Genomic DNA, 11,938 nt, shown 5'->3' with positions numbered 1-11,938 from the left:
CATTCCATGTCCCGGCCGCATCGGCCCGCTGATAACATCTTTATTGAGACCTTTTGGCAGACGATGAAAGTGGAGATGGGAAAGATATCCGCCTTTACCAAAAACCAAGTGGATATGATGTTCGATTATTACTTTTATTACTACAATCATCTGCGTCCCCACTCCTCAATTGGATACAAGACGCCGATGGAAGAATGGAATGAACGTCACTAAAAGTTGGAAAAGTTTGTCCAAAACATTGTACCAATTAAAGGAACTGTGTTCCGAGTCGAAGAATCTCTTTCACAAGAAGCAGTTTGCGTAGAGGCCAAGGCCGAAACGCACGACGTCCACTTCTTTTACGGGCAACATAACGCGCAATAGGCACCTTGCAATCCGGCGACCCGCAATAGAGACACGAGATCCGTTCGACTCCGCTTCGCTCCGCTCAGGATGACAAGGTTTAGGGATTCGCAATAGCTTTTGCCGAATCGCACATTCGTCCCCTATTGTCATTCTGAGCGAGGAACTGTGTTCCGAGTCGAAGAATCTCTTTCGCTAGAAGCAGTCTGCGTAGAGGCCAAGGCCGAAACGCACGCTTAGGCTTTTATCGTCAATGCGTCACACAATAGCTTTCGGAGATGCATTCATGACCTAACAGAAATCTTCGATTTCGTCGTAGGTCAGATGCCGCGCAGTCCAAATCTTCGATTTGGCGAACGCAGCGGCCGACTCCGCTTCGCTCTGCTCAGGATGACAAGGAAGTGGGTGGCAATAGCTTACGGAATGCTGTCTTGCCATATTCAGGATGACAAGGTGTACGATCCACAACCCCATAAAGACGAAAAATACCGACACCGGAACAGGAGAAGTACCATCGAACCCTTACTACAAATCTACGACGCACTTTTTTCCCATTACGGCGACCTGCACTGGTGGCCGGGGGAAAACCCCTACGAAATTATGGTGGGCGCGATTCTTACGCAAAACACCGCCTGGACGAATGTAGAAAAGGCGATTGCCCGTCTGGCGGAAGACCTCACGCCGCAGAGGATCGCCGCCATGCCCGTGGAAACATTGGAAGAAAGGATTCGCCCGGCGGGATTTTTTCGCCAAAAGGCGCGCTATTTGAAGGCGATGACGGCGTGGTATGCGCGTTACAACTACGACGCCGAAGCAGTGCGACGCGTGCCTTTGGACGCGCTGCGGCCCGAAATTCTCTCGGTAAAAGGCATCGGAAACGAAACGGCGGACAGCATTTTGCTTTACGCCTTCGGTCTGCCGTCTTTTGTGGTGGATGCGTATACGATGCGCCACTTCGCCCGCTACCCGCTCAAGGCGGGAAGGACGTATGCGGCGGTGCAGGCGTATTGCGAAGCGCGGCTCCCCGAAAGCGCCGAGATCTACAATCACTTTCACGCGTTGATCGTGATCAACGGCAAGGAACACTGCAAAAAGCGGCCGATCTGTGCGGGTTGCCCGCTGGAGGGCGGCTGCGAAAAGCGCATAGAGGAATGAATCGATCTTCGGATCGATTTTTTTGTGGAATTGTTCGGTTTTTACATGAGAAAGGGCATCTATTTCTTACACAGAATGTATACAAAAAGAATAACCGATACGAGCGACCGCCAAGCGAATTTACGAGGGGACGGTTGTATGCGACACACCATAGGAGGAAATTATGCAAAAGACGATCAAACGAGCCGGTATGTTTGTCGCCTTATCGCTGATTTTGGTGGCCTGTGGCGGCGGTGCCGACAAAGGAAATGCCGAGAACAAAGGCGGCGAGAATACGGCGCAGGGTACGAATACGGCAGATTATACGACGAAGACTTGGGACGATATGACCAAGGAAGAACAGCAGATTTTGGCGACGAAGATGTTGACCATGAGCGAAGAAGAGCGCGCTGCGGTTTCGAAAGATATGATAGGCGTGACGGCAGCCCAAGAAGCCCAGTATGCACAGTTTACGGAAAAGGGATATCGACAGGTCGGGGACAAGTTTTTTACGGCGGCATCGTAAAAAAATACGTCCGATAAAAAGGCGCTTCAAGCCACGAATGTGCACATTACGGCCGTGGATGCCGAAGGAAAGACGCTCTTTGAAGATTTAAAGGCAACCAATGGGTTGCAGCCGGGCGATCAAAATGGATTCTTCGGAATCTATGTTAAGGATTTTCCCGAAGAGGTGGCGAATATCGAGTTTACCATCGACCAGGGGTGGTTGGAAGCGCCCTCCGAGACGGCCGTACGCGCTGCCGATTTGAAGACCGAGATGCAGGTAGAAGAAGACGGGGAAGCCAAGAAGATCTATGGCACCGTAACGAACACTTCTAAAGAAGAGGTTATGTCGTTGGATCTGATATTGCTCTTGAAACGAGACGGAGAGTTTTTGATCGGCGACGACGTGAGCCTGGGCGGCTTTCAGCCGGGGGAATCGAAAGAATACTCCTTTACGATGTCGCCGGAGATCACTTACGACGATATGCAACTGGTCCCGGACTTTTATGCGCCGGATGCGAAAAAGTACGAAAGAATGACGCAGGAAGGCATGGCGGAAGCTGCAAAGCAGATGTTGGATAAGAAGTAATACCCAAAAGGATTTTAGAATCAAAAACAGCGACCGCATGGCCGCTGTTTTTGATTGCATTAGAATGGCTTTGGGAAGATCAGCCGCGCGATAAGGCCGGGATCGCCGTAGGCGAACTGTACCGTACCTCCGTGGATGGCGAGGATTTTCTTTACGATGGGGATGCCGAATCCGTTGGCACTGCGGGGCGAAATATCGTCGTTTAGGCGCTCGGTATCTGCCGAAGAAATCGTCCCGTCGTCGGCAATACATAGTACCACCGCGTCTTTCGTCTCTTTGATGGCGATGCGCACCGTCACCGCCTTGTTGTGGCGAGCAGAGTTTTGGAGCAGGTTGCGCACGGCGCGGTCGATCAGGTTTTCGTCTCCCATAATGCGGGCGTCCTCTGCGTCGTCGATTTCGACGGAAAAGTCGGTGTCCGAGGCGTCGATACATTCCGCGGCGATGCGGCGTATGAGGGGAAGGAGCGCGATTGCCTTCGGGTTTTCGGGTGCGTCCAGCTGTTCCATAAAATAGGTGAGATTGAGCCCTTCCAAAATTTTGTCGATCCGAAAGGCGCTCTCTTCGATGGTTTTTGCGGCGTGGCTGATGTCTTTTCCGTCTTCGATGGATTTCGCATTGGCGGCGATCACCGTAAGGGGCGTGCGGATGTCGTGGCTGATGCCCCGAATCCAGCGACGACGCTCCGCCTTATCGGCTTCGAGGTGGCGAGAAGTGCGGTTTAAGGCTTCTTTTAGGTCGTTCAGTTCGCCGCCGTGGGGCAGGGAGACGGGGCGGTTTTGTGCCAGTTCCTCGATTCCTTTTGCCAAGGGCAGGATCTCGGCGTTTAGTTTCTTGGAAGAAAAATAATACAACAAGAATACCGCAAAAATTCCGAAGGCGAAGATAAAGAGCAGCAAGTAGAGCAGTCGAAAGGTCATCTCCACTTGAAAATAGTTCGACGCCAATTTGCCGTAGCTGTCTTTCGGATACCCCAATACGACGATGTTTTCGCCCTCTACATAGGTAAACACCGGGTGGTCCTCGAGATACCAGCGGGTAAACTTCGCCACCTCCGAAGTCTTATAGTCGTGCCGAAGCGACGCCGGAACGCCGTAGGCGGTGCGATACTTTCCCGTATCGTCGAGCACCAGCATCCATATGCCCTCGTCGGCGAGGGTATTTTGCAGGGGGGCGGACAGGGCGCGGGGGTCGTCTTTTGCGATCGCCTTATACAAAGAGTCGGGTGATTTGGGAGAGCGCGCCTCCCGAAAATAGATGGCGCCGACGCCGATCATCCAGACTAGGAGCACGGCGGCAAAGAGGGCGAGCAGCGTGGCGAGAAAGCGGAATAGGGTTTTGGTAAAAAAGGTAAGGGACTTCACGGCCGTACCCGCAGTTTATAGCCCAGTCCCCGATAGGTACGGAGGCTTTCGGGATTCGACGGGTCCTGTTCGATTTTTTGCCGAATCTTGCGAATATGTGCCATCAGGGTGTTTTCGTAGCCGTAGCAATCCTCGCCCCATACGGCAGAGAGGATGCCGTCGATGGTGACGATATGGTTTTTGTTTTCGTAGAGCAAGTGCAAGATGTGGTATTCCTTGGCAGTCAGCGGCACCTCGCCTTTGGCATTGCGTACTGTAGCGCGGTCGAAGTCGACGGTGGAAGCGGCGAGGGCCACAACCTCGCTTTCGGGATACGCGCGGTGCAGGATCGCTTTGGTGCGCAGCAGTAAGTCTTTGGGGCGAAAGGGCTTTACGATATAGTCGTCAGCCCCTAGATCGAAGCCGCTGTACTGCTTGTCCACATCCGAGACCGCCGAGAGAAAGAGCACCGGCATATTCGAAGACTTACGGATCTGTTGAATGATCGCAAAGCCGCTCCCGTCAGGCAAAATAATGTCGAGGATCGCCATATGGATGTCCTCGCGGGCGAGTATGTCGAGGGCCTCTTGCTGGTTCTTTGCGCGGGAAATATGTTCGAAGCCGTCTTCTCTCAGCACGCTTTCGACAAAGTCCAAAATGGCCGCATCGTCGTCTGTAATTAATATCGTTCGCTCGTGTGTTTTCATATTCCACCTCGAAATCAGTATATCAAAAGGAAGCGCTAATCCCTTAAAATTCAGGTAAATTTAAGGAAGGCGCAAGAAACGCGTAAGAAGTGGGCAATAGAATATATGTAGGAGGTGGAGACGTGGAAACCATGGTTTCTATGCAGAATGTACAAAAATCCTTCGGCCGGACGATGGCCGCAGATATAGAAGCGTTGACGGTGAAGAGAGGGTCCGTTTACGGACTGATCGGCCCCAATGGCGCCGGCAAGACGACGGCGATGAAGATGATTACGGGCCTTGCCTATGCCGATCGCGGCGAGATCTGTGTGGCCGGTCTGCGCGCTGGAAAGAAAAACCGCATCGAGATCGCGAAGAAACTCGGCGCACTGATCGAATCGCCCGCCTATTACGAAAATTTAACGGGCTATGAGAATTTGGACATCGTGCGGCGCTACAAGGGAATCGAAAAGAAGCATATCGACGAGGCGCTCGCGATTGTGGGGCTTACGGGCCACGAAAAGAAGCGCGCCGGCGCCTATTCCCTGGGCATGAAGCAGCGTTTGGGGATTGCGATGGCAATTATGGGTTTTCCGCCGCTGGTGATTTTGGACGAGCCCACCAACGGGCTCGATCCCCGCGCCATGGCGGAGATGCGCGATTTGATTCGTTCGCTTCCCCGCCGGTTCGATACGACGGTGATGCTTTCGTCACACGATTTGGACGAAATAGAGAAAATGGCGGATACCATCGGTATTATCGGTAAGGGAAAGATGCTCTACGAAGGTGATATGGCGGCTTTTAAGAACCGCTACCGGGGCGAGATTCGCCTGCGCACATCCGACGACGAGCGGGCGGCGCTGGTGCTGGAAGATGTGCGTGCCAAACTCGAGGGCGGTTATATCGCGGTGGCGTATGGGGAAGATGCGCGGATCGGCGCGATCAACCGGCGCCTGACAGAGGCGGGGATCGACGTGTATCGCATCTACGAATCCCTGCGCTCTCTCGAAGAGCTGTTTCTGGAATTTACCCGGGATGCGGAACTTTAGGAGGCTGTATGCGCGAAAACTTATTTGCCATCGAAAAAAGAAAATACCGCGGCGTGTGGGAAGTTTTGTTCTTCGCATTGGTAAGCGCGGTGAGTTTGGGGATCGCTGCGGCGAATCTCTATGCAGGCGGAGACGGTGATGCGCTCTTTAGGCGGCTTTCGGCGGTGGACAGCTTTTTGTTTATAAAGATCATCGTCGAGCCGATTTTTCTCGCGGCGGTGGCGGGCCGATCGGTAGAAATCGAGAGCGATCGAGATATGTGGAAGATGATCCGTACGGCGGGGATCGATCTCGACAAGGTCTACGCCACAAAGTTTTGCTATTCACTTTCGAAGGTCGCCGTCTACCAAGCGGTGGAATGGGCAGCACTTCTAGTTCTGATCTCGGTATGGGTACCGGGACCGCTTCCGTGGGGGCGCATCGTCTTTTCCTATGTAGGGCAGTTTTGTGTGTCATTTTTGCTACTTGCCGTACACTATGTCCTCGCCCTTCGGCGGGGCGAGGCGCGCACGTCCGCCGCGGTGGCGCTGGTGGGCACGCTCGCGGGGCTGATCTTTCTGTTCTTGCCCGATGTCTTTTCGCTCGTCAATCCCTACAGTTGGTACGGGCGACTGATGCAGGTGGGCTATGACTACACCGGCGGAGAGCCGGTGCGGTATTTGATGGCGCCGTCGTATGGAATTCCGATCGTTGCGGTGCTATTGGGCGTGGCGGTACTCTACGGGGGCATAAAGCGAGGTGTGCGGGAATGAGAGAAGCGATTTTTATCGAATGGCAAAAAATAAAGGGAACCAAGGCGTGGATGCCGCTGTTATTCTTGCCCCTGGTCTCGGTCTTATACGGATCGGTAAACTACGCCAACAATACGGAACTCTTGCAGAGCGAATGGATCAGTCTGTGGACCCAGGTATATTTGTTTTACGGGTCGTTCTTTTTGCCGGGGCTGATCGGGTTTTTCGCATCCTATATATGGAGCGGCGAGCACCGCGGCAACAATATGAACTTGCTGTTGACATCAGCGGTGCCGCCCCGCATCATCATCTTTTCCAAGACGGCGACAGTCTTTCTCGCGGTCCTCTGTGGTCAATGTATACTGGCAGTGCTGTATGCCGTGGCGGGGAGCTTCTTTCACTTTTCATCGGCGTTTCCGGTGGGGCTCTTCCCGTATCTGCTCTTGTCGACGGCGCTTTCCCTTTGTATGATTGCCGTACAGATCTTTCTTTCCCTTAAGATCCGTTCCTTCGGCATACCCGTGGCGATTTCGGTGGCCATCAGCATTCTGGCGGTATTAGTGTCTCAGAATCCAGAGCTTCCGATTTTACAGTACCTTACGCCCAATGTGCTTATCACCCTCGCCATGAACCACTTTCCCGATACGGGCCTTACCGCGGCGGATAGTATAGGCATGGCGATCGGCGCGGCGGCGATTTTTGCACTAGCGACGGCAATGAGCATACGCGCGCTACATAAAAAGATATTATAAAGGCAGATCGAGAGGCCGAGGCCTCTCTTTTTTGCACAAAAAAATCCCGAGGCACATACCTCGGGACTATCATTATTTGTCGTGCAGTTCGAGCACTTTTTGTACGGCTTCGTCTTTTTCCATTCTTTCCATAAACTTCACCAAGTTGGGGTATTCCTTCCAGGACTTGGGGGTCATGGTGGTCCAGCGGGTGAGGATAAAGGCGTAGGGGTCGAGGACAGTTTTCTTGTCCTTGTAGACGTGGTCTTTGCCTTCTAAGAGGGAATCCAAATGGCTGACCACTTTGTCGATGGCTTTATAGGACGCCTCTTTTACCTTTTCGAGATCGGCCTCGTCTTCGCTCGTGGTGTATTTTTTGGGGCCGAACATGGGCCAGAAGGCCGGGTGGTAGTCGCCGGTCAAAATGCCGCCCGTTCATTAAACAAAAACCGGTCTTCAGGGCTTTCGTCGGGACCGAGATCCGCTTCGGGATACATATCGGCGATATATTGCAAAATAGCGTTGGCCTGCGTTTTAATATTTCCGTCGCCGGAATCGAGGGCCGGCACGGCGCCTAAGGGATTGATTTTCTTGTATTCGTCCGATCCGAGTTCTACTCTTTCCACTTCGTAGTCGGCGCCCGCCCATTCCAAAGAGATCCATACGGAGAGGGCACAGGTGCCGGGTGCGTAATACAATTTCATCGTAATTCCTCCTTATGTTTCTTCTATATCCGAACCGCCGAAAAATAATTCGCAGGAGAACGGGGTAAATATAAAGGGATCACGACATATTTTTATTCCATAAAGGAGCAACTATGAAGCGTATCATCGTATACGGAAGCAAATACGGCACAACGGCGCGCTACGCCCACGAATTGGCCGCGCGCATGGGGATTCCCGCCGTCGCCCACAAAGAGATCCGCGGCGACGAGGAGGCGGATCTCGTCATCCTGCTCGGCGGTCTTTACGCGGGAACGCTGCTGGGTCTAAAGCGCGCCTTGCCGCTGATGCGCCGGGCGAAGGGGTGTATCGTGGCGACGGTGGGGCTCGCGGATCCCGAGGACGAAACGGGCGCCGCAAAGATTCGCGCGGGCATTCGGCGCCAAGTGGACGACGAAATCTTCTCGAAGATGCGGCTATTCCACCTGCGCGGCGGCATCGACTACGACCGCCTGGGTACCGTGGACCGCGTTTTGATGAAGATGCTCTACTACAAAACGAGCCGCGTTCCCGAAGGGGAGCGAACCGAGGAGATGCGCGGTTTTTTGGAGAGCTACAATAAGACGGTGGATTTTGTGGACTTTGGAACCCTGGCGCCCATTCTCAAGGAAATCGGACGTAGCGAACTCTAAAAGGGGGAATGTCGATGGACAATATGAAAGAAAAGATTGCGGATGTGCTCCGCGAAATGTTGAACGAAACAAAATTGGAAAACATCACCGTAAAGGCACTGTGCGAGCGGGCGCAGATTTCGCGGCAGACGTTCTACTATCACTTTCACGATATCTACGACGTGGTGGAGTGGATCTTTCTGTCCGAAGCGGAGACGATTCTCGCCGCCTTCGATACCTTCGACGACTGGCAATATGTATATATGCTGATTATGAAATGGCTCGAGAATCACAAGACTTTGGTGCTCAACTGCTACCGATCGGTGCAGCGAGAGTATATCGAAACCTTTATCGACCGCATTCTCTACCGCTATATTTTCCATATGGTCGATGCCGAGGCGAAAGACGCGCGCATTTCGGAATCGCAAAAGGCGTTTATCGCGCGCTTTTTTACCCTGGCGCTTACCGGGATCTCGTTGGATTGGATCGGGCGGGGCATGAAAGACGATCCCAACGAGCTGGTGGGCCAGGTCTATATCCTTCTGGAAGGGGACTTTCACAAGGCGATCCATAATTTCGAGCGACAAAATCGCTGATCTTCCTTACACCGTGGGCGCGGTGTAAGGATTTTTTATACAGTTAGAGTATCTGTCTATTATCATTTCATCACATACATCCTATACTGAACACAGAAACAAAAAAGGAGGTCCGGCGGGACGATGCCCGTTCTTTTGTGGCCCTTCGGCGCGAAACGGTATGCAAGGACGTAGCGTTTCGGCCGAAGGTCGCATCGGTTGTATCATTTGTTTACGGCATCTGCCCGCGGGCCGTGTTTCAAAAAGGAGTATGTCTATGAAACTGAAGACTTATGACGAACGACTCAAACTCACCAACGGGAACTACCATTCGCTGGTACAATCCCGTAAGCCCGAAGGCATCGAAAAGAAGACTGCGACCATCATCGGCACCGGCATTGCCGGTCTCGCCGCCGGTTGCTATCTGATCAAAGACGCCCATATGGACGGCAGCCGGATCACGTTTTTGGAACAGCTCGACGTGGCGGGCGGCTCCCTCGACGGCGCCCGCAGAGAAAACGTGGGCTATGTCGCCCGGGGCGGCCGCGAAATGGGGCACCACTTCGAATGTCTGTGGGATCTGTTCAGCGCCATTCCGTCCTACGAGGATCCGGAAAATATGTCGATATTGGATTATTTCTTCTACACCAATCTCGACGACCCCAATTCCAGCAACTGCCGCATTACCAAAAATCGCGGCGAGCGCCACGACAACGGCAAGTTCAACTTGGGACAAGATGCGGCGAAAGAGCTGATGCACTTTATGAACATCGCCGACGAAGAGCTCGAAGGCAAGGCGATCGACGAATTCCTTTCCGATGCGGTGCTGGAATCCGACTTTTGGACATTCTGGCGTACCATGTTTGCCTTTGAAAACTGGCACAGCGCTTTGGAAATGAAGCTCTATATGAACCGCTTCGTGCACCACGTCGACGGACTGCCCGACCTGAGCGCCCTGCAGTTCTCGCGCTATGACCAGTACCATTCCTTTGTAAAGCCCATGGAAAAATACCTCAAAGACCACGGCGCCGAATTCCGCTATGGCGTTACCGTCGACAATGTGGAATTTTCGCTCTCCGACGACAAAAAATGCGCCCGCCGCATTGTCGCCACCAACGATACGGGGGCGGATGCGTCCATCGAACTCACGGACGACGATCTGGTCTTTATCACCAACGGCTTCCTCACCGAAAACTCCGGCTACGGCGACAACGACAATCCCGCGCCCATGGACAGCGCGCAATCGGGCAGCTGGAAATTGTGGAAGAATGTCGCCGCCCAATCCGACGAATTCGGCCATCCCGAGGTATTTTGCGCCGACACCGAAAAGACCAACTGGGAATCCTGTACCATCACTTGCCACGACGAAAGCGCCGCAAAGTATATCGAAAAGATCACCAAGCGCAGTCCCTACGGCGGGCGCACGGTAACCGGCGGCATCGTCACCGCAGTCGATTCCGCATGGCTTTTGAGTTGGACGATAAACCGGCAGGGGCAATATCCCGAACAACCCGAAGGCGACGTGGCCGTGTGGGTATACGGCCTCTTTAGCGACAAAGACGGCGACTATATTCAAAAACCCATGCGCGAATGCACCGGCGAGGAGATCACAAAAGAGTGGCTCTACCACATCGGCGTGCCGGAAGAGGAAATCGAATCGATCGCCGACACCTGCACCGCCGTGCCGGTGATGATGCCCTATATTACCGCGCAATTTATGCCGCGCCACTTCGGCGATCGGCCCTATGTGGTGCCGAAGCACGCCGTAAACTTCGCCTTCCTCGGCCAATTCGCAGAAACCTTGGACATCCCCGCGCGCGACACCGTATTTACCACCGAGTACTCCGGCAGAACCGCCATGGAAGCCGTATATGTCCTCACCGGCGTGGAAAAAGGCGTGCCCGAAGTATACGCTTCCCGCTATGATATGCGCTACTTGATGGCCGGCGCCTCTTCGCTCCTCGACGGCGAAAAGCCCGACATCCACGTGCCCGAACTCGTCAAAAAGAAAGTAGCCGCCGCCCTCGAAGGCACCGACACCCTCAAAATGCTCAAAGAATACAATCTCCTCTAATCTCCTAGACGACAACCTTCTCCTTGGGATGCATACAAAAAACAGGCCCCGCCGCGCGCGAGGCCTGTTTTTGTGTGGCTATTCTTTTGTCTGCGCCCGGCGAATCGCCGCCTGAAAATCCGCCATCGGCGCGGCGCCGGCGATCGTGTATTTCTCGTCGAAAAGGAAAAACGGCACGCCGCGGATCCCGATCTCTTCCGCCCGCACCAAATCGCGAATATAAAAGCCCTCGTATTCGCCCTTGGCGAGCACCGATTCGGCTTCGGCGGGATTCAACCCGACCTCCTTTGCCAGCGCAACCAGCGTCGGGCGGTCGCTGATCAGTGCCCCTTTGAGAAACACCGCCTCTTGCGTCCGGCGAAAGAATTCCGTGCCCTTGCCCTTTGCCTTGGCGTACTGAAACAGCCGGTGCGCGTCCTTCGTATTGCCGCGCACGAGGGCGCGCCAATCGATGGAAAGGCCCGCCTCTGTCGCCAGCGCATCCACATCCGACCGGGCGGCGATAACCTCGTCCTCGCTCCATCCCTTTTCCGCCGCGAGCCGCTCCCAGTAGGGTTCGCCCTCTGCCGGATAGATCGCATCGGAAAGCGAATAACTCATATATTCCACCTCGGCCTCGGCACCCTCGGCGACCAGCGCCGCTTCCATTTGCTTCGAGCCGATCAGACAAAACGGGCAGAGAAAATCCGCCCACACTTGAATCTTCATACAACGCCTCCTTTACACATTTGCATACTATATCTACCCGGAGGCGACCGGCGTTATAGGGGGAGGCTTGTTTTTTCGATTGGCCGTCCTGCCTTTGCTTTTGTGAAATAAAAGCCCACCCCGCATAGCGAGGTGGGTG

General features: G+C 53.9%; 15 protein-coding genes. 10 read left to right on the top strand and 5 right to left on the bottom strand.

Annotation, left to right across the window (positions count from 1 at the left end):
* The 4 genes from QO008_RS07920 to QO008_RS07905 form a co-directional block, all read left to right on the top strand.
* Positions 1-213 (top strand): integrase core domain-containing protein (locus QO008_RS07920; protein WP_307384430.1); only part of this gene is annotated, 213 nt, incomplete at its 5' end.
* Positions 214-795: 582 nt separating this feature from the next.
* The gene (locus QO008_RS07915) at positions 796-1,497 is read left to right on the top strand and encodes an endonuclease III domain-containing protein (protein ID WP_307385550.1); all 702 of its coding nucleotides are present in this window, start codon (positions 796-798) and stop codon (positions 1,495-1,497) included.
* Positions 1,498-1,660: 163 nt separating this feature from the next.
* Positions 1,661-2,002: a hypothetical protein gene (locus tag QO008_RS07910; RefSeq protein ID WP_307385548.1), complete on the top strand. Its 342-nt coding sequence runs from the start codon at positions 1,661-1,663 to the stop codon at positions 2,000-2,002.
* A 39-nt stretch (positions 2,003-2,041) separates the two neighbouring features.
* Positions 2,042-2,569 carry a COG1361 family protein gene (locus tag QO008_RS07905; RefSeq protein WP_307385546.1) on the top strand — a complete coding sequence of 176 codons (528 nt, stop codon included), beginning with the start codon at positions 2,042-2,044 and terminating at the stop codon, positions 2,567-2,569.
* A 59-nt stretch (positions 2,570-2,628) separates the two neighbouring features.
* Here the strand turns inward: QO008_RS07905 and QO008_RS07900 are convergent, their stop codons facing one another.
* Positions 2,629-3,933: a sensor histidine kinase gene (locus QO008_RS07900; protein WP_126464689.1), complete on the bottom strand. Its 1,305-nt coding sequence runs from the start codon at positions 3,931-3,933 to the stop codon at positions 2,629-2,631.
* Positions 3,930-4,619 carry a response regulator transcription factor gene (locus QO008_RS07895; RefSeq protein WP_126464690.1) on the bottom strand — a complete coding sequence of 230 codons (690 nt, stop codon included), beginning with the start codon at positions 4,617-4,619 and terminating at the stop codon, positions 3,930-3,932. The genes QO008_RS07900 and QO008_RS07895 overlap by 4 nt, the downstream gene beginning before the upstream one ends.
* Positions 4,620-4,750: 131 nt before the next feature.
* Between QO008_RS07895 and QO008_RS07890 the strand changes: the two genes are divergently transcribed.
* Genes QO008_RS07890 through QO008_RS07880 form a run of 3 tightly spaced genes read left to right on the top strand, consistent with a single transcriptional unit; the run spans position 4,751 to position 7,130 of the window.
* A complete protein-coding gene (locus QO008_RS07890; protein WP_307385556.1) occupies positions 4,751-5,647 on the top strand; it encodes an ABC transporter ATP-binding protein in 897 nt (298 codons plus the stop codon).
* Between the two features lie 8 nt (positions 5,648-5,655).
* Positions 5,656-6,399, top strand: a complete 744-nt coding sequence (locus QO008_RS07885) for an ABC transporter permease (RefSeq protein WP_307385543.1) — start codon at positions 5,656-5,658, stop codon at positions 6,397-6,399.
* Positions 6,396-7,130 (top strand): ABC transporter permease, encoded by a 735-nt coding sequence (locus QO008_RS07880; RefSeq protein ID WP_307385541.1) that lies wholly within the window; start codon positions 6,396-6,398, stop codon positions 7,128-7,130. The genes QO008_RS07885 and QO008_RS07880 overlap by 4 nt, the downstream gene beginning before the upstream one ends.
* A 72-nt stretch (positions 7,131-7,202) precedes the next feature.
* Here QO008_RS07880 and QO008_RS07875 read toward each other — a convergent pair whose 3' ends face one another.
* Both QO008_RS07875 and QO008_RS07870 read right to left on the bottom strand, forming a co-directional pair.
* Positions 7,203-7,532 (bottom strand): glutathione S-transferase family protein, encoded by a 330-nt coding sequence (locus tag QO008_RS07875; RefSeq protein ID WP_232006485.1) that lies wholly within the window; start codon positions 7,530-7,532, stop codon positions 7,203-7,205.
* Entirely contained in the window at positions 7,529-7,813 is a 285-nt protein-coding gene (locus tag QO008_RS07870; protein ID WP_307385539.1) for a glutathione S-transferase N-terminal domain-containing protein, read from the bottom strand. The genes QO008_RS07875 and QO008_RS07870 overlap by 4 nt, the downstream gene beginning before the upstream one ends.
* Before the next feature lie 113 nt (positions 7,814-7,926).
* Between QO008_RS07870 and QO008_RS07865 the strand changes: the two genes are divergently transcribed.
* The 3 genes from QO008_RS07865 (at position 7,927) to QO008_RS07855 (ending at position 11,091) form a co-directional block, all read left to right on the top strand.
* On the top strand, positions 7,927-8,463 hold the full coding sequence (locus tag QO008_RS07865; protein WP_307385538.1) for a flavodoxin domain-containing protein: 537 nt from the start codon (positions 7,927-7,929) through the stop codon (positions 8,461-8,463).
* 14 nt (positions 8,464-8,477) lie between these two features.
* Positions 8,478-9,038, top strand: coding sequence for a TetR/AcrR family transcriptional regulator (locus tag QO008_RS07860; RefSeq protein WP_164715168.1), 561 nt, complete (start codon positions 8,478-8,480; stop codon positions 9,036-9,038).
* 256 nt (positions 9,039-9,294) lie between these two features.
* The gene (locus QO008_RS07855) at positions 9,295-11,091 is read left to right on the top strand and encodes an oleate hydratase (protein WP_307385536.1); all 1,797 of its coding nucleotides are present in this window, start codon (positions 9,295-9,297) and stop codon (positions 11,089-11,091) included.
* A gap of 78 nt (positions 11,092-11,169) precedes the next feature.
* Here the strand turns inward: QO008_RS07855 and QO008_RS07850 are convergent, their stop codons facing one another.
* Positions 11,170-11,799, bottom strand: a complete 630-nt coding sequence (locus QO008_RS07850; protein WP_307385534.1) for a DsbA family oxidoreductase — start codon at positions 11,797-11,799, stop codon at positions 11,170-11,172.
* Between the last annotated feature and the right edge of the window lie 139 nt (positions 11,800-11,938).

Source organism: Aedoeadaptatus ivorii (genome assembly GCF_030815095.1).
GTDB lineage: Bacteria > Bacillota > Clostridia > Tissierellales > Peptoniphilaceae > Aedoeadaptatus > Aedoeadaptatus ivorii.
The sequence above is the reverse complement of the archived record's forward strand: the minus strand, read 5'-3'. Positions and strand labels throughout refer to the sequence as shown.

Coding starts and splice junctions, on each gene's coding strand:
- QO008_RS07910 (WP_307385548.1), top strand. CDS start 1,661: ATGCAAAAGACGATCAAACGAGCCGGTATGTTTGTCGCCTTATCGCTG.
- QO008_RS07870 (WP_307385539.1), bottom strand. CDS start 7,813: ATGAAATTGTATTACGCACCCGGCACCTGTGCCCTCTCCGTATGGATC.
- QO008_RS07880 (WP_307385541.1), top strand. CDS start 6,396: ATGAGAGAAGCGATTTTTATCGAATGGCAAAAAATAAAGGGAACCAAG.
- QO008_RS07850 (WP_307385534.1), bottom strand. CDS start 11,799: ATGAAGATTCAAGTGTGGGCGGATTTTCTCTGCCCGTTTTGTCTGATC.
- QO008_RS07890 (WP_307385556.1), top strand. CDS start 4,751: ATGGTTTCTATGCAGAATGTACAAAAATCCTTCGGCCGGACGATGGCC.
- QO008_RS07855 (WP_307385536.1), top strand. CDS start 9,295: ATGAAACTGAAGACTTATGACGAACGACTCAAACTCACCAACGGGAAC.
- QO008_RS07895 (WP_126464690.1), bottom strand. CDS start 4,619: ATGAAAACACACGAGCGAACGATATTAATTACAGACGACGATGCGGCC.
- QO008_RS07860 (WP_164715168.1), top strand. CDS start 8,478: ATGGACAATATGAAAGAAAAGATTGCGGATGTGCTCCGCGAAATGTTG.
- QO008_RS07885 (WP_307385543.1), top strand. CDS start 5,656: ATGCGCGAAAACTTATTTGCCATCGAAAAAAGAAAATACCGCGGCGTG.
- QO008_RS07865 (WP_307385538.1), top strand. CDS start 7,927: ATGAAGCGTATCATCGTATACGGAAGCAAATACGGCACAACGGCGCGC.